The 16,057-nt window shown below is 59.2% G+C and carries 16 protein-coding genes; 12 read left to right on the top strand and 4 right to left on the bottom strand.

All coding sequences use genetic code 11. The annotated features are described in order from the left end of the window. Positions 1 to 488 (top strand): tRNA (guanosine(46)-N7)-methyltransferase TrmB (gene trmB, locus ALO43_RS09375; RefSeq protein ID WP_054997416.1); only part of this gene is annotated, 488 nt, incomplete at its 5' end. A 60-nt stretch (positions 489 to 548) separates the two neighbouring features. Here trmB and ALO43_RS09370 read toward each other — a convergent pair. Further along, on the bottom strand, positions 549 to 1,607 hold the full coding sequence (locus ALO43_RS09370; protein ID WP_005896376.1) for an HAD family hydrolase: 1,059 nt from the start codon (positions 1,605 to 1,607) through the stop codon (positions 549 to 551). 190 nt (positions 1,608 to 1,797) lie between these two features. Beyond that, on the bottom strand, positions 1,798 to 2,310 hold the full coding sequence (locus ALO43_RS09365) for a dihydrofolate reductase (RefSeq protein WP_054997415.1): 513 nt from the start codon (positions 2,308 to 2,310) through the stop codon (positions 1,798 to 1,800). A 125-nt stretch (positions 2,311 to 2,435) separates the two neighbouring features. Here ALO43_RS09365 and ALO43_RS09360 point away from each other — a divergent pair, with 125 nt between their 5' ends. From ALO43_RS09360 to ALO43_RS09325, 8 genes are all read left to right on the top strand, one after another. Next, on the top strand, positions 2,436 to 3,815 hold the full coding sequence (locus tag ALO43_RS09360; protein ID WP_024670536.1) for a DUF2868 domain-containing protein: 1,380 nt from the start codon (positions 2,436 to 2,438) through the stop codon (positions 3,813 to 3,815). Next, positions 3,808 to 5,196, top strand: a complete 1,389-nt coding sequence (locus tag ALO43_RS09355; protein ID WP_053480084.1) for a GTPase/DUF3482 domain-containing protein — start codon at positions 3,808 to 3,810, stop codon at positions 5,194 to 5,196. Before ALO43_RS09360 ends, ALO43_RS09355 begins: the two co-directional genes overlap by 8 nt. Before the next feature lie 321 nt (positions 5,197 to 5,517). Then, complete coding sequence (gene betI, locus ALO43_RS09350) at positions 5,518 to 6,111, top strand: transcriptional regulator BetI (RefSeq protein WP_005896387.1); 594 nt, start codon at positions 5,518 to 5,520, stop codon at positions 6,109 to 6,111. A 105-nt stretch (positions 6,112 to 6,216) separates the two neighbouring features. After that, complete coding sequence (betB, locus tag ALO43_RS09345; protein ID WP_005896390.1) at positions 6,217 to 7,689, top strand: betaine-aldehyde dehydrogenase; 1,473 nt, start codon at positions 6,217 to 6,219, stop codon at positions 7,687 to 7,689. Positions 7,690 to 7,829: 140 nt separating this feature from the next. Beyond that, the gene (gene betA / locus ALO43_RS09340) at positions 7,830 to 9,536 is read left to right on the top strand and encodes a choline dehydrogenase (protein WP_024690441.1); all 1,707 of its coding nucleotides are present in this window, start codon (positions 7,830 to 7,832) and stop codon (positions 9,534 to 9,536) included. Between the two features lie 305 nt (positions 9,537 to 9,841). Continuing rightward, complete coding sequence (locus ALO43_RS09335; protein ID WP_054997414.1) at positions 9,842 to 10,975, top strand: PepSY-associated TM helix domain-containing protein; 1,134 nt, start codon at positions 9,842 to 9,844, stop codon at positions 10,973 to 10,975. Next, entirely contained in the window at positions 10,972 to 11,154 is a 183-nt protein-coding gene (locus ALO43_RS09330; protein ID WP_024670531.1) for a hypothetical protein, read from the top strand. Before ALO43_RS09335 ends, ALO43_RS09330 begins: the two co-directional genes overlap by 4 nt. 74 nt (positions 11,155 to 11,228) lie before the next feature. Beyond that, entirely contained in the window at positions 11,229 to 11,858 is a 630-nt protein-coding gene (locus tag ALO43_RS09325) for a glutathione S-transferase (RefSeq protein WP_024670530.1), read from the top strand. Positions 11,859 to 12,082: 224 nt separating this feature from the next. Here the strand turns inward: ALO43_RS09325 and rloA2 are convergent, their stop codons facing one another. Then, on the bottom strand, positions 12,083 to 12,586 hold the full coding sequence (gene rloA2 / locus ALO43_RS09320) for a retropepsin-like aspartic peptidase RloA2 (RefSeq protein ID WP_005896400.1): 504 nt from the start codon (positions 12,584 to 12,586) through the stop codon (positions 12,083 to 12,085). Between the two features lie 193 nt (positions 12,587 to 12,779). Here rloA2 and ALO43_RS09315 point away from each other — a divergent pair, with 193 nt between their 5' ends. Together ALO43_RS09315 and ALO43_RS09310 are read left to right on the top strand one after the other, a co-directional pair. Beyond that, positions 12,780 to 13,673: an acyltransferase gene (locus ALO43_RS09315; protein WP_005896402.1), complete on the top strand. Its 894-nt coding sequence runs from the start codon at positions 12,780 to 12,782 to the stop codon at positions 13,671 to 13,673. Between the two features lie 71 nt (positions 13,674 to 13,744). Beyond that, on the top strand, positions 13,745 to 14,812 hold the full coding sequence (locus tag ALO43_RS09310) for an RHS repeat-associated core domain-containing protein (protein WP_054997413.1): 1,068 nt from the start codon (positions 13,745 to 13,747) through the stop codon (positions 14,810 to 14,812). Here ALO43_RS09310 and ALO43_RS09305 read toward each other — a convergent pair. Next, positions 14,792 to 15,355: a DUF2780 domain-containing protein gene (locus ALO43_RS09305; RefSeq protein ID WP_024670527.1), complete on the bottom strand. Its 564-nt coding sequence runs from the start codon at positions 15,353 to 15,355 to the stop codon at positions 14,792 to 14,794. The two genes, ALO43_RS09310 and ALO43_RS09305, sit on opposite strands and share 21 nt — an antisense overlap. A gap of 228 nt (positions 15,356 to 15,583) precedes the next feature. On the opposite strand from ALO43_RS09305, the gene ALO43_RS09300 reads away from it, so the two are divergent. Continuing rightward, positions 15,584 to 16,057: RHS repeat-associated core domain-containing protein (locus tag ALO43_RS09300; RefSeq protein ID WP_162235582.1), on the top strand; the 474-nt coding region annotated here is incomplete at its 3' end.

Genomic DNA, 16,057 nt, shown 5'->3' with positions numbered 1-16,057 from the left:
TGCTGGAAATGGCCGCGGCGGCGCCCGAGCAGGACTTCATCGGTGTCGAAGTGCATTCGCCGGGTGTGGGCTCGCTGCTCAATGGGGTGCTGACCCAAGGGCTGACCAATGTGCGCGTCTACGATTGCGACGCCATCGAAGTGCTGAACCGTTGCATTGCGGACAACAGCCTTGATCGCCTGATGCTGTTTTTCCCGGACCCGTGGCACAAGAGTCGCCACCACAAGCGTCGCATCGTGCAGCCCGAGTTCGCCGCACTGGTGCGCAGCAAGCTGAAAGTGGGTGGGGTCTTCCATATGGCCACTGACTGGGGGCCCTATGCGGAATACATGCTCGAAGTCATGAGCGTGGCGCCCGGCTATCGCAATCAGGCCGAAGACGACCAGTACGTGCCGCGCCCTGCCGAACGTCCAGTCACCAAGTTCGAACGCCGCGGCGAGAAACTCGGGCACGGTGTCTGGGATCTGAAGTTCGAGAAAATCGACTGAATGTTCTGACCGTGCCCGTCACCCGGGCACGATCCAGGCGCATGCAGCCTGTCCCGCCGCTTACTGAATCTCGTCCGGCTTGACGATCACCCAGTTCTTATCCGCCGTGACCGGCAGCTTTTCCTTGGCCTGAGCCTCGGCATTGTCCTTGATCATGCCGTTGAGCTGGGTCATGTACTTGTCCTTGCGGTTGATCCACAGGTGGACGCCGCCCTTGCTGACATCGACGCTGTGAAACAGCATGTAGCCGTCGCTGGTCGGAGTGTCGCCGCCGACCAGCACCGGTTTTTTCCACTGATCGATGTAGGTCAGAATCGCAGCCTGCTTGCCAGCCATCCAGGTTGCCGGGGTCCACAGGTAAGGCGTCAGCTCAAGGCCCATATTGCTTTTCGGATCGTATTTGCCAGCAGTGATCTGCTTGCGTGCGGTGGTCAGCTCGCCTGTCTTGCGGTCCTTCAGCAGCGTGCTGACGCCGATCACGTTCTGCGGTTTGACGTTGTAACCGTACTTGGGATCTGCGGCGACCATGCGCACCAGCTCTTCCGAGGCTGCGGTCATTACGTAGACCTCGATGCCATTTTCCATCAGCTTGTTGTACAGCTCGGTCTGCCCGGTAAACACGCGTGGCGGTTCGACATCAAGCTGCTTGACTGTGTCGCCGTCGTAGTAGGTCGCAGGGATCGGCTTTTTCAGGGCCATCAACTCATCGACATAGCCTTTCAGCTCCTGAAGCGTGAAACCGGAAAACACCTGCGCGACCCACGGGTAGCAGACCATGTCGTCTATTTCGCAAAGGCGATAGTAGTAGCTGAACAAGCTTTCCTTATGGCCGGCGGTGTCTTTGAAAGGGATCAGTTTCAAGGAGGGGTCAAGCGTGTCGCGGGTGATCAGGCCCTTGTTTTCCATGTACGGCAGCAGCGCTTCTTCGAGGTCGAAGCGGTAGCTGGTGTTGTCCATGTCGAAGACCGCGTAATTACCCTTGTTGGCATTCGCGGCAATCATCGCGTCGAGCGCTTTGGCGGCAGGCTCGGGCCAATGCTTCAATTCGGTGGCTGCGATGGCCTGGCTGGCCAGCCCGAGGCAGACGGCGGCAGCCAGCAGTTTTGGCACGAGTTTCATAGGTGATTACCCCTTGTCGAAAAAGCGAAGGGGCAGACCGTAACAAAATATTATGAAAGCTAAAGTACGTCGGCGACCCGAGAAACGCTAAAAAACGCCGTTTGCCCCTTTATTTGCGACGCCGAAACTGAAAACGACACTTTTGTTACGTTTTTTTTGATCGAGCCCGAAATGAGTTCAAAAACAACGTTCAGACGCGCTCCCACACCTCAAAGCTGTAAGCAGGCTTGTCATCGGCGGCAGCGTTTTCAGTGTTGGACACCAGCGCCCACTGCGCCGTATCGAATTCCGGAAACCATGCGTCGCCCTCAGGGCTTAAAGCCACGCGAGTCAGATACAGACGATCTGCCTGTGCGAGGCCTTGCGCATAAAGCTGCGCGCCGCCTATCAGCATCACCTCATCGACGCCCTGTTCCTGCGCCCATTGCTCGGCGCGCACCACTGCGGCGTCCAGCGAAGGGAAGACTTCCGCGCCTTCCAGTTGCAGGTCGGTCTGGCGGCTGACCACCAGATTGAGGCGGCCGGGGAGGGGCCGGCCCAGCGAATCCCAGGTCTTGCGACCCATGATGATCGGCTTGCCGAGGGTCGTGGCCTTGAAGTATTTGAAATCCCCCGGCAAATGCCAGGGCATGGAGTTGTCGACGCCGATCACTCGGTTTTCACCAAGGGCGGCAATCAGGCTGAGCGGGAGATGAGTTTTCATGGGCGCGAGGATATCAGAGGTCGCAGGGCGGGCGAATGAACTGATACGTGCCGTGCTCAGTCCGATGACAGCGGTTATGCTCACCGCAGAATTCAATCCCGCAGTATCCATTCAAGAGACGCCGTGTGACTGCACTCACTCCCCTCGATACCCTGTGGCTGACCGAAGCCGTGCGCCTGCGTGAGCAACAGGCTGGCGCACTGGATGATCAGGAAGCCAACCGCCTTGCCCGCGCAGCCAGCGGTGACCTGACTGCACGCATTACACACCGCGCCCTCGGGCTGGCGGAACGCGACGGCATGCTGGCGGCACTGCAGCGCTGGAAGCAGGGCGCCCGGCTGGCGCTGATGGCAATGGCGCTCCTTTGCATCATCAGTGGCGCGGGGCTGGCCTTCGCGGCGATGGGTGACGGGCAGACCCCGGTCAACGTGTTTTGGGCGCTGGGCAGTCTGCTTGGGCTGAACCTGGTGATGTTGGTCAGTTGGGCCTTGGGTTTGGCCTTCGCCGGGCGCAGCAACACCGGGCTGGGTCGTTTGTGGCTGTGGTTGAGTGAAAAGCTGGCGCGCGACGCTCAGGCTATGCAACTCGCGCCTGCGCTGGTTCTGCTGTTGCAGCGTAAACGGCTCAATCGCTGGGTGCTGGGGCTGGTGGTTCACAGCCTGTGGCTGCTGGCCTTGCTCAGCGCAATGTTCGTGCTGTTGATGCTGATGGCGACCCGACGCTACGGTTTTGTCTGGGAAACCACCATTCTGAGCAGCGACACGTTTGTCAGCCTCACCCAGTCCCTGAGCACCATTCCGGCCTGGCTGGGTTTCAGCGTGCCGGACGAAACCATGATTCGCGCCAGTGGTAACGGCGCGTCTAGCATCGAAAGTGCGCGTCAGGCCTGGGCAGCGTGGCTGGTAGGCGTTTTGCTGGTGTTCGGCATTCTGCCGCGCCTGCTGCTGGCTGCGTTCTGTCTGTGGCGCTGGAAGCGCGGGCGGGCGGCGCTGCGGCTTGATCTCGAGCTGCCTGAATACCTTGAGCTGCGCGAGCAACTGATGCCAAGCAGCGAGCGATTGGGCGTCAACGATGCCGAGCCTGCTGCGCTGCATCAGGTGCAATCCGGTCTTGGCGCCGTTAAAAGCGCAGGTGCTTTGCTGGTGGCAATCGAGCTGGATGATCAACAGCTCTGGCCACCGGCATTGCCTGTTGGCGTGGCCGATGCGGGTATTCTTGACAGCCGCGAATCACGGCAGAAGCTGCTAGAACAACTCACTCAGTACCCGCCTGCGCGCCTGTTGGTCGCCTGCGACCCGCGCCGCTCGCCGGATCGCGGCAGTCTGGCGCTGATTGCCGAACTGTCGCGCTGTGCCGGGGCGACACGTATCTGGCTGTTGTCTGCGCCTGCCGGGCAGACGCTGGACCCCGAGCGTCTGGACGACTGGCATGTGGCGCTGGATCAACTGCAGTTGCCATACACCGACAACGCGCCGTTGAACTGGCTGGAGACAGGCCATGAGTGAAGCAGACAACCCCCGCGCCATCAGGCTCGCGGTGGTCGGCCATACCAACGTCGGCAAGACCTCGCTGCTGCGCACGCTGACCGGCGATGTAAGCTTTGGCGAAGTCTCCCATCGGCCCAGCACCACTCGCCATGTGGAGGGTGCGCGTCTTTCTGTGGACGGTCACGCAATGGTCGAGTTGTACGACACGCCCGGCCTGGAAGACGCCATTGCGCTGCTCGATTATCTGGAGCGACTGGACCGTCCCGGTGAACGGCTGGACGGTCCGGCGCGTTTGGGGCGTTTTCTGGAAGGCAGCGAGGCGCGACAACGTTTCGAGCAGGAAGCCAAAGTCTTGCGCCAGTTGCTCGACTCGGACGCAGGGCTGTACGTGATCGATGCGCGTGAGCCGGTGCTGGCCAAGTATCGCGACGAACTGGCGGTGCTGGCCAGTTGCGGCAAGCCGTTGCTGCCTGTGCTGAACTTCGTCAATGCAGCACAGCACCGCGAGCCGGAATGGCGTGAGGCTCTTTCGCGTTTGGGCCTGCATGCGCTGGTGCGCTTTGACAGTGTGGCACCCCCGGAAGACGGTGGGCGCCGCCTGTATGAAAGTCTTGCGCTGCTGCTGGAAAGCGCCCGGCCTCGACTGGAGCGTCTGATTGATGATCAGGAAAAACAGCGCGTAGCCAGGCGCCACAGTGCCGCACGTCTGATTGCGGAAATGTTGATCGATTGTGCCGCGTGTCGGCGCAGCGTCGAGACGACCCCCGATCAGGAACAGCAAGCCGTGGAAGCATTGCGCAAGGCTGTTCGCCTGCGCGAGCAAAACTGCGTCGAAGCGCTGCTCAAACTGCACGCGTTTCGCAAGGACGACGTGTCCGCCAGTGATTTGCCGTTGATGGACGGGCGCTGGGGTGATGACCTGTTCAATCCGGAAACGCTCAAGTTGATGGGCGTACGGGTTGGCGGCGGCGTGGCAGCAGGCGCTGCAGCCGGTGCAGGAGTGGATTTGATGGTCGGCGGCGTGACCCTTGGCGCAGCGGCTCTGGTCGGTGCGATTGCGGGTGGGGCGTTATTGACAGCGCGCAGCTATGGCGGGCGGTTGTTGGGCAAGTTCAAGGGGCGCAGAGAGCTGACCGTGGACGATGCAGTGCTGCGCCTGCTGGCACTGCGACAGCGCCACTTGTTGCTGGCGCTGGGCGTGAGAGGGCATGCGGCCATGCACAGCATTGAGTTGACCACACCGCAGGACAAGACCTGGCGCAAAGGCAAAATCCCCGAACCGCTTTCCCGCGCCCGGGCTCATCCGCAATGGTCCACGCTCAACCCGCATCCCAAACCGAATCAGGGCGAGAGGCAGGAAGCGATCGATGAACTGGCGGATGTGGTGTTGCAGGATTGAGCTGATTCAGCGCCGCGCCGAGCAGTCGATATCGGACGCGGAGCGTCCAGAACTGCATGCGACGCGGAGCGTCGCACGATAGTTGAGGTCATCGTTCCTCACGCTCCAGCGTGGAAATGCCTTTCGTGACGCTCCGCGTCACAAATCTGCGCCTTGACGCATCCCCCAGCACGCCCGCATTCAGGCACTTTTAAGCTCACCGCTTGCTGCCAAAAACTCACCTCCGATTTTTTATTGATTGATCGTTCAATAAAAAATCTTTAGACTGGCCCTGTCATTTCGATACAACGATCACTGCAGACAACTGGGAGATTCGCGCCAATGCCCAAGGTCGGTATGCAACCCATACGCCGCCAACAGCTGATCCAGGCCACACTGACTGCGGTCGATCAAGTTGGTATGGGCGATGCCAGCATTGCCTTGATAGCCCGATTGGCAGGCGTTTCCAACGGCATCATCAGTCACTATTTTCAGGACAAGAACGGCCTGATCGCCGCCACGATGCGGCATCTGATGAACGCCTTGATCCATAACGTCCGCGAACGCCGACAGGCGCTGAGCGACGACAGCCCCAGAGCACACCTGCAAGTGATCATCGAGGGTAACTTCGACGCCAGTCAGGTCAACGGCCCGGCCATGAAAACCTGGCTGGCCTTCTGGGCGACCAGCATGCACCACCCGTCGCTGCACCGATTGCAGCGCATCAACGACCATCGTCTGTATTCGAACCTGTGCTGCCAGTTCCGTCGCACGTTGCCACTGGAACAGGCACGCAACGCCGCCCGCGGTCTGGCTGCCCTGATTGACGGGTTGTGGCTGCGAGGCGCGCTTTCAGGTGATGCATTCGACACCGAGCAAGCGCAACGGATTGCTTACGAGTACATGGATTTCCAATTGGCGAAATCGGCGAGCTGAGGCTTTCGAAGCCCCTCACCACACGACTGCACAGCCCTGTTGCCGAGCAAACCCGGCGCACTGAAATCAGTCATCGCCTGCCCCCACTGAATTTGCGAGGACTTTATGGCCCGTTTTGAACTGCAGAAACTCTACATTGACGGCGGTTATGTCGACGCCACCAACCCCGATACTTTCGACTCCATCAACCCGGCGAACGGCGAAGTACTGGCGCACATTCAGCGTGCCGGTAAAGACGATGTCGAGCGTGCAGTCGTAGCTGCTGAAAAAGGCCAGAAGATCTGGGCCGCCATGACCGCAGTCGAGCGTTCGCGCATCCTGCGTCGTGCCGTCGACATCCTGCGTGAGCGCAACGATGAGCTGGCGGCACTTGAAACCCTGGACACCGGCAAGGCCATTTCCGAAACCCGCTACGTGGACATCGTGACCGGTGCCGATGTACTGGAATACTACGCAGGCCTGGTGCCCGCCATCGAAGGCGAGCAGATCCCGCTGCGTGATTCGTCGTTCGTCTACACCCGCCGCGAACCGCTGGGCGTGGTCGCTGGTATCGGCGCGTGGAACTACCCGATCCAGATCGCTCTGTGGAAATCCGCCCCGGCCTTGGCTGCGGGCAACGCGATGATCTTCAAGCCAAGCGAGGTCACGTCGCTGACTACGCTGAAACTGGCAGAAATCTACACCGAAGCAGGCGTGCCGAACGGCGTGTTCAACGTGTTGACCGGCAGCGGCCGTGAAGTCGGCACCTGGATCACCGAGCATCCGCGCATCGAAAAAGTCTCGTTCACCGGTGGCACCGACACCGGCAAGAAAGTCATGGCCAGTGCTTCGAGCTCGTCGCTCAAGGAAGTGACCATGGAACTGGGCGGCAAGTCGCCACTGATCGTGTTCGACGATGCTGACCTGGATCGTGCCGCTGATATCGCGATGATGGCCAACTTCTACAGCTCCGGTCAGGTCTGCACCAACGGCACGCGTGTGTTTGTACCCAATGCGCTGAAAGCCGAATTCGAAGCAAAAATCCTCGAGCGCGTTAAGCGTATTCGTGCCGGTAACCCGGAAGACGAGAACATCAACTTCGGCCCGCTGGTCAGCTTCGAACACATGGAAAGCGTGCTGGGCTACATCGCCAAAGGCAAAGAGCAGGGCGCTCGCCTGCTGTGCGGCGGCGACCGCCTGACTGGTGGCGTGTTCGACAAGGGCGCCTTCGTTGCGCCAACCGTGTTCACCGACTGCACCGACGAAATGACCATCGTGCGTGAAGAAATCTTCGGCCCGGTGATGAGCATTCTCGGTTACGACACCGAAGACGAAGTGGTCCGCCGTGCCAACGACACCGACTTCGGTCTGGCTGCCGGCATCGTGACCCGCGACCTGAACCGCGCGCACCGCGTGATTCATCTGCTGGAAGCCGGTATCTGCTGGATCAACGCCTGGGGCGAATCGGCCGCGCAGATGCCGGTCGGCGGTTACAAGCAGTCGGGCGTCGGTCGTGAAAACGGCATCAGCTCGCTGGCCCAGTACACGCGCATCAAGTCAGTCCAGATCGAACTGGGCGACTACGCCTCGGTGTTCTAAAGACCGTTCAAGTGGCACGCGACAAGCCTCAAGCAGACGCAATCAAAAGCGGCTTGCCGCACCCCATTCTCACAAGTATCGCCTGGCTGCTTCTGCTTGCAGCCCAGGCTTGAGACTTGCAGCTCTATGAGGGAGCCTCTATGACGACTCAATCCGAATACGACTACATCATTATTGGTGCCGGCTCGGCCGGTAATACCTTGGCAGCCCGTCTTACCGAAGACGCTGGCGTCACTGTTCTGCTGCTGGAAGCCGGTGGCCCTGACTACCGTCTGGACTTCCGTACCCAGATGCCTGCCGCCCTGGCGTTTCCGTTGCAGGGCCGTCGTTACAACTGGGCGTACGAGACCGAGCCAGAGCCGCACATGGACAACCGCCGTATGGAATGCGGTCGCGGCAAGGGCCTTGGCGGCTCGTCGCTGATCAACGGCATGTGCTACATCCGCGGCAACGCAATGGACTACGACGGCTGGGCCAAAGAGCCAGGCCTCGAAGACTGGAGCTACCTCGATTGCCTGCCGTACTTCCGCAAGGCCGAAACCCGTGACATCGGCCCGAACGATTACCACGGCGGCGAAGGCCCGGTCAGCGTGACCACCCCTAAAGCGGGCAATAACCCACTGTTCCATGCGATGGTCGAGGCGGGCGTGCAGGCCGGTTTCCCGCGTACTGACGACCTCAACGGTTATCAGCAGGAAGGTTTTGGTCCGATGGACCGCACCGTGACCCCTAATGGTCGTCGCGCCAGTACCGCTCGTGGTTATCTGGACGAAGCGAAAAAGCGTGACACGCTGAGCATCGTCACCCACGCGCTGACCGACCGTATCCTGTTCGAAGGCAAGCGCGCTGTGGGTGTGGCTTATCTGGTAGGCGACAGCGACACACGCATCGAAGCCCGCGCCCGCAAGGAAGTGCTGTTGTGCGGTGGCGCGATTGCTTCGCCTCAGATCCTGCAACGTTCCGGTGTCGGCCCTGCGCAACTGCTGAACTCGCTGGATATCCCGGTGGTTCACGATCTGCCGGGCGTTGGCCAGAACCTGCAGGATCACCTGGAGATGTACCTGCAATACGCCTGCACCCAACCCGTATCGCTCTACCCTTCGCTGAAGTGGTGGAACCAGCCTGCGATCGGTGCGGAATGGATGTTCCTCGGCACTGGTATCGGCGCAAGCAATCAATTCGAAGCGGGCGGTTTCATTCGCTCCAGCGAAGCGTTCGAATGGCCGAACATTCAGTATCACTTCCTGCCGGTCGCGATTAACTACAACGGCACCAAGGGCGTTCAGGAGCATGGTTTTCAAGCGCACGTCGGCTCGATGCGTTCGCCAAGCCGTGGTCGCGTACACGTCAAGTCCAAGGACCCGCGCGAGTACCCGAGCATCCTGTTCAATTACATGGCATCGGATCAAGACTGGCAGGAATTTCGTGACGGCATCCGTCTGACACGCGAAATCATGCAGCAGCCAGCGCTCGACCCGTACCGTGGTCGTGAAATCAGCCCGGGTATCGACGTGCAGTCCGACGAGGCACTGGACCAGTTTGTGCGTGAGCATGCCGAAACGGCTTACCACCCATCCTGTTCCTGCAAGATGGGCACCGACGAGATGGCTGTCGTCGATGGCGAAGGCCGTGTGCATGGCATGCAGAGCCTGCGCGTGGTCGACGCCTCGATCATGCCGATCATCACCACTGGCAACCTGAACGCACCGACCATCATGATCGCCGAGAAAATCGCCGACAAGATTCGTGGTCGTCAGCCTCTGCCTCGCAGCACCGCCGACTACTTCGTCGCAGGCGACAAGCCTGCCCGTGGTAAGCCACTGCGCGAGATCAGCCACCAGGGTTGATCCGCAAGCCTGTCGCTCCCGACCACCGGGAACGACAGGCGCAGGCCGCTCGCTCTTCACGCTTGTGTGTGGGGCGATAAGCCTGAAGCTGCTCCCATTACATCGCCCCGCCCCGCCAATTGGCGCAACCCCCACGCTTCTGTCACAATCGCGAATGATTCTCTTTAGTTAGATAGTTTCTATCGCGTTCCCTCTAGTCGCCAGCTCCAGACGCTCATCACAAGAGCGTTGCTACAGCGTGCGCAAGACCTGAGTCAGGACATATTCGTACGCCAGCCAGGTCGTTTTTTGCCTGTGGATCAATCATGAAAAGTCAAACCGTGCGTCGCTGGTCGGTCGTCCATACCTGGAGCAGCCTGACCTGCACCGTGTTCCTGCTGATGCTTGCCGTCACAGGCCTGCCGCTGATCTTTCATCATGAAATCGATCACCTGCTCGGTGATGCGCCGCAGTACAGGGAAATGCCGCCCGACACGCCGCATCTGGATCTGGAGCAACTGGCACGTGCGGCCGAAGCGCATCGGCCCGGTGAGGTGATGCAGTATTTTGGCTGGGATGACGAGGACCCCAATGGCGTGATGGCAATCACCGCTGCAACGGCGGGCACCGAACCCAATTCGTCCCACACCTTTGCGCTGGATGCGCGCACGGGCGAGGCACTGGAAATGCCGTCGGCCAATGGCGGCTTCATGATGGTCATGCTGCGTCTGCATGTGGACATGTATGCCGAACTGCCGGGCAAGCTGTTGCTGGCCTTCATGGGGCTGATGTTCGTGGTGGCGATTATTTCCGGGACGGTGCTGTACTCGCCGTTCATGCGCAAACTGGAGTTCGGCCAAGTGCGTGTCAACAAGTCCACCCGTACTCGCTGGCTGGATTTGCATAACCTGATCGGTGTCGTGACCCTGACGTGGGCGCTGGTGGTGGGGGTGACGGGGGTGATCAGCGCCTGCGCCGATCTGCTGATCGCCTCATGGCGCAACGATGCGCTGGCGACGATGATTGCCCCGTACAAGGATGCGCCGCCGCTGTCCTGGCGCGCTCCAGCGACGCGGTTGCTGGAGATCGCCGAATCTGCTGCGCCCGGCATGCAGGCCGACTTCATCGCGTTCCCCGGTACGCGGTTTTCCAGTGAGCATCATTACGCCGTATTTCTTAAAGGTAACACCCAACTGACTGCGCATCTTGCCACGCCGGTCCTGATAGACGCGCAGACCTTGCAGGTCACCGCAGTGGTCGAGCGCCCTTGGTACATGGACGCGCTGGGCATGTCGCAACCCCTGCATTTTGGCGACTACGGCGGCATGCCGATGAAGATTCTCTGGGCAGCGCTGGATGTGCTGACCATCATCGTACTGGGCAGCGGGGTTTACCTGTGGTGGGTCAGACGTCGTGCAGCCCGCTCGGCGAGCGCTGCCAGTGCGCAGGTGGCGCAATGAGCGCTCGACCCTCTCGCTTCTGGAAAACGTTCGCCATGCCGAGTGTGGTCGCACTGTTGACCGCAGCAGGGCTTTTCTCCGCGCTGCTGGGCGATGGCTGGTGGGACACACTGGCCTGGCTGGGGATGGGCAGCGCTGCGGCCTTCAGTGTTCGGGGTCTGTTGAGGCGGCGAAGTTAGGCGGCATTCCATGTCGATTGCGAACCTCCTGTACGCTGGCTAGTCTGGAAGCCTGTCTCATTCGAGGAACACCTATGTCAGCCCCCACGATGACGTTGTACTTCAACGCAGCTTCGCCCTTTGCTCGTAAAGTGATGGTGATGCTCCACGAAACCGGACAACTCGACCGTGTGCAGCTGCAGCCCACTGTGCTGACGCCAGTGAGCCCGTCGGCGGAACTCAATGATGACAACCCCGCAGGCAAGCTTCCGGCCTTGCGTCTGGCCGATGGCAATGTCATTCATGACAGCCGGGTCATTCTCGATTATCTGGACCATCAGCATGTCGGCATTGCGCTTATCCCTCGCGAAGGTTCGTCACGCTGGAGGCGCCTGACCCTTGCGTCGCTGGCCGATGCGGTGCTCGACGCTGCCGTATTGATTCGCTATGAAAGGGCTTTGCGCCCACAAGAAAAGCATTGGGACCAGTGGCTGGATAATCAGCAGCAGAAGATCGAGCGCTCGCTGAATTATTTCGAACGGGATGCAATGACCGAACTCAGCTCGTCTTTCGACGTTGCCTCGATCAGTGTGGCCGCCGCATTGGGTTATCTGGACTTTCGCCAGCCGGATTTGCTCTGGCGCAACACCTGCCCGAGGCTGGCGAGCTGGTATCTGGAGGTCAGCAAGCGTCCGTCGATGCTGGCAACCCAGCCGCCGGCGTGACTCGTACGCTGCCTTCAGAAGCGCTCGGCGTTACACGCACGGCCTGAACATCCCGCACAATGGTTTTGTGTGAGAGATCACAAGCAATGTTGTTTTTGTGGGAGCGGACTCGTCCGCGAAGGCAATCGGTCAAACGACAAATGCCCAGAGAATATACCGACCCTATCCCAGACGCGTGACAAACAAGAGGTGTTCTGGCGAACACCTCAGCAGCCTGGTGCGTATCAGCAATCAGGCTCGTCGGCGGTGTAGCGGCGCGCCGGGTTGACCGCCGCATCGAACTCGCGCAACGCCTTGGCACCGATCAGTAGCGGGAAGTTGAAATGGCTGCGATCCACCAGATTGACTTCGACCGTACGTTTCTTGTTGCCCAGGCACAGCTCCATATCCACGACCGGGCGCTTGGCTGCACTTGCAACGTCGTCATCTTCGTCATCGCCTTCGGCGCGACCCTTGATCTTGCTGATCCGGGACACCTTGTGCTCATACACCTTGTCGTCGGCGCCTTTGGTCGCCAGACGGAAGCGCACCCAGTCATCGCCATCACGCTTGAACAGTTCGATGTCCTTGGCCGACAGCGAAGCGGTGAGCGCGCCGGTGTCCATCTTGGCTTTGAAGGTCTGGCCTATCTCCAGAACCTTGATGTTTTCGTAACGGCCGTACAACGTGGGTTCAGCAGCCATGACCGGCAAAGCCAGCAGGGACAACAGCGCCAGGATCGGTTTCACGTAAAAGGTTCCTCGCAATGGGCTACGCCAGAATGGCGCCCGGTTTTAGACAGCGAACAGTGGGTTGGTTCGGCAGCATAAATGTAGACCCAGCCTACAGGCCAGCACGTGAAACATTTGTAACTGCCTGCCGGATTGGCGTAAAACGCGAGGGTCTTTATTATTGCCACCCCTGAACCCTCAAGAGTCTGCTATGCGCCGTCTGCTCACCGGCTGTTTCGTTACCTTACTCCTGCTGATCAACACCCTGGTGCTGATCGGCCCGCTTCTGGTTTTTGCCCTGCTCAAACTGCTATGCAGAGGCCGGATGCGTGATCGCTGCTCGAAAGCTGTCATGTGGATCGCCGAAACGTGGGCCGAAGTCGACAAACTCATTTTCGCCGCCTTCATCCCCACACAGTGGGACATACGCGGTGACCAGGGCCTTCGCAGCGATACGTCGTATCTGGTCATCAGCAACCACCAGTCTTGGGTGGACATTCCCGCGCTGATTCAGGCGTTTAACAGGCGCACGCCGTTCTTCAAGTTCTTCCTGAAAAAAGAGCTGATCTGGATACCGCTGCTGGGCCTGGCGTGGTGGGGGCTGGATTACCCGTTCATGAAGCGCTACAGCAAGGCTTTTCTGGCAAAGCACCCGGAACTCAAAGGCAAGGACCTGGAAATCACCAAGGCCGCCTGCGAGCTGTTCAAGCGGCAACCGGTGACTATCGTCAATTACCTGGAAGGCACGCGCTTTACGCCGGCCAAGCACGCTGCACAGGCGTCACCTTATGACTACCTGCTCAAGCCCAAGGCCGGTGGCGTCGCTTTTGTGCTGGCAGCGATGGGCGAACAGCTGGACGCCATCCTGGATGTCACCGTGGTGTACCCGGGCAAAGGCATTCCGGGTTTCTGGGACATGCTGTGCGGGCGTGTTCCCAAGGTGATCGTCGATATCAAGACCCGTGAGCTAGACCCCGCATTGTGGCAGGGAGACTATGAAAACGACCCGCTGTTTCGCGAAAAAGTGCAGGGCTGGGTCAATCAGCTCTGGGTTGAGAAAGATGCGCGTATTGCGGCGTTGCGACTGGAGTTGTCCGGGTACTGATATTTCTGACAGCTAGACGGGGCGCAGCAGGAGGATGAGAGTGGTCTTTGATTCTGTGAGAGGCCACTTTCATGTCATCGCCCGAGGTTTTACAACTTGGTTTATACCGTTACGACGCACTGGATCGGCTGGCGAGCGTTGTGCCAGCGGGTCAGGAAGTGGTCAGGCGATTCTATCTAGAAAACCGCCTGACTACAGCGATACAGGGTATTTCCCAGAATTCTATTGTTCAGGCAAAGCATCTTTTACTGGCAGTGCGCCGGGCAGAAGCAAACAAGGTTCTGTTCGATTTGCTCGCCACAGATCAAGCCAGCTCGGTGCTGCATAAGCTTGAGTCTAAACGACATCAGGCGTTTGCCTACAGTCCTTATGGCACGCGATCCTCGTCAACATCCTCAGCTGGCTTACCTGGTTTCAAGGGGAATACGATTGATCCGGTCACCGGCCATTATTTGCTGGGAAACGGAGCACGCGCATTCAGCCCCACGCTGATGCGCTTCAACAGTCCGGATACGCTGAGTCCATTTGAAGCGGGAGGGTTGAACAGCTACGCCTACTGCATTGGGGACCCTGTGAACTATAGCGATCCGACTGGGCACATCCCTGTCTCGGGGTTTTTGGCGATGGCGTTTACGCACGCCAAACGTCTTCGCGTACCTGGGGCATTGAATATCAATATAGGCGAAGTAATAGGAGCTGCTCGTCAGGCTATGACTAAAAATCCTGGTTTTTCAGGGAACATGACGGGGGCAAGAAAGTATCTCGATGACGGCCTTAATGAGCTTGATAAGAAGAACTCTTTCATTAGTAAACTGGATTTCGTCAATAAAAACCTTGCCAGCTATGGTGATAATAGCCTTTCAAAGCCACAGGCCAAGCGCTATCTGCAACTGGCAAACAGCGTAAATGCCGGAGACATGAGCAATGCTGGAGCTCACGCAGCGGCGGCTGCGACGTGGGTACCGCAAATTCTTGATCCACGCACCCGCTCGAACGGTATCGTAGGCGCGGTTTTCAATGTTTTTGGCGCTTTTGGCGAGGGAGTGAACGATCACGGACTGTTGAAAAGAGGATTGGCATTATCCAACAGCCCGCCCCGCATGGCCCGAAATATCAGATCAGCTCCCCGCACCCCATAACCCGCTCAAGCTCTGCAACGCCGAACCGCTGGCACCTTGCTGCCCGAGGTATTGAAGAATCAGCGGGGCAAACTGGCTGACCATGCTGCTGTCCATGCCCAGTGCCTTGAAGGCAGTGTTCACGTCGCCCATGTTCTGCACATTGCCCAGCGCGCTGTTGAGCATCGAGTTGTTACCGGACTTTCCACCGAGCAGGCTGCCCAGCCCGTTTGCGCCGCCCAGACTTTCAAGCGCCGACGTTCCGGACAATTGCTCCAGTCCAGGGACCGACTTGCTCAATTGCGAGTAATCAGCGCCGGTCAGCTTGTTCTTGGCCAGCCCCAACAATGCACCCGTCCCGCCGACAGCTTGCTCAGGTGTGACATTCAATTGGCTACCCAGCATATTGAGCAAGCCAGCCGCTTCGGGTGCCGCCGTGGCTTTCTGATTGCCATTCGTGGCATTGGCGACCGCATTCGCGGCGTCATTCAGATTGAAGGCAAACGCCGGGCTTGCCGCGATCGCCATCAACGTTACCAAAGCCATACCACGTGCAGTTTTCATCGGGTCACCCTTATCAACCTGAACCGCTCGTGAGTGAGCGGTAAAGCAGACGATTTGACTGGAGGAACCGGGGCTTGTTCCCAAGACGCCGAAGACAGCCAGTTATTTCATGCGGTCGGAACCGACTCAGGCAGGCGAGGATACGGGCCTAGCATTTCTGCCAGCTTTGCAGCTAGAGATAAGACGCCCAGAATCAGGTCGTAATCATTGATCTCTGGGGTGACTCTTATGTCTTCTGCCCGCCTTGTCGTGCTCTGCACGTACAGTTATGACGCAACTGACCGCTTGGCCGGCTGCTCGCCCGCAGTGCAGGGCGACACCCGGTTTTTCTATCAGAAGAATCGTCTGGCGGCGCAAATCCAGGGACAGATCCAGCACACGCTTCTGCGCACGGACGAGTATTTGCTGGCGCAGCGACGTATGGAAAACAACCTGAGCGATTGCGCATTGCTGGCGACTGATCAACAGCTGTCCGTGATTGCTGCCCAGGGCGTGGCGTTTGCTTACACGCCTTATGGACAACGTCACCCTTCAGCAGGGCCTATGAACCTGCCTGGCTTTGCAGGCCAGCGGGTTGATCCGGTGACGGGTCACTATTTGCTGGGGAATGGGTATAGGGCGTTCAATCCGGTATTGATGAGGTTTAATAGTCCGGACAGTCTGAGCCCGTTTGGCGAGGGTGGGTTGAATGCTTATGCGTAT

This window comes from Pseudomonas tremae (assembly GCF_001401155.1).
GTDB lineage: Bacteria > Pseudomonadota > Gammaproteobacteria > Pseudomonadales > Pseudomonadaceae > Aquipseudomonas > Aquipseudomonas tremae.
This window is presented reverse-complemented; position numbering and strand designations above follow the sequence as displayed.

What these genes read in the sequence shown, in the direction of transcription:
- ALO43_RS09310 (WP_054997413.1), top strand. Translation starts at nt 13,745, where the DNA reads ATGTCATCGCCCGAGGTTTTACAACTTGGTTTATACCGTTACGACGCA.
- ALO43_RS09325 (WP_024670530.1), top strand. Translation starts at nt 11,229, where the DNA reads ATGTCAGCCCCCACGATGACGTTGTACTTCAACGCAGCTTCGCCCTTT.
- ALO43_RS09330 (WP_024670531.1), top strand. Translation starts at nt 10,972, where the DNA reads ATGAGCGCTCGACCCTCTCGCTTCTGGAAAACGTTCGCCATGCCGAGT.
- betA (WP_024690441.1), top strand. Translation starts at nt 7,830, where the DNA reads ATGACGACTCAATCCGAATACGACTACATCATTATTGGTGCCGGCTCG.
- betB (WP_005896390.1), top strand. Translation starts at nt 6,217, where the DNA reads ATGGCCCGTTTTGAACTGCAGAAACTCTACATTGACGGCGGTTATGTC.
- ALO43_RS09355 (WP_053480084.1), top strand. Translation starts at nt 3,808, where the DNA reads ATGAGTGAAGCAGACAACCCCCGCGCCATCAGGCTCGCGGTGGTCGGC.
- ALO43_RS09315 (WP_005896402.1), top strand. Translation starts at nt 12,780, where the DNA reads ATGCGCCGTCTGCTCACCGGCTGTTTCGTTACCTTACTCCTGCTGATC.
- ALO43_RS09370 (WP_005896376.1), bottom strand. Translation starts at nt 1,607, where the DNA reads ATGAAACTCGTGCCAAAACTGCTGGCTGCCGCCGTCTGCCTCGGGCTG.
- betI (WP_005896387.1), top strand. Translation starts at nt 5,518, where the DNA reads ATGCCCAAGGTCGGTATGCAACCCATACGCCGCCAACAGCTGATCCAG.
- ALO43_RS09365 (WP_054997415.1), bottom strand. Translation starts at nt 2,310, where the DNA reads ATGAAAACTCATCTCCCGCTCAGCCTGATTGCCGCCCTTGGTGAAAAC.
- ALO43_RS09335 (WP_054997414.1), top strand. Translation starts at nt 9,842, where the DNA reads ATGAAAAGTCAAACCGTGCGTCGCTGGTCGGTCGTCCATACCTGGAGC.
- ALO43_RS09305 (WP_024670527.1), bottom strand. Translation starts at nt 15,355, where the DNA reads ATGAAAACTGCACGTGGTATGGCTTTGGTAACGTTGATGGCGATCGCG.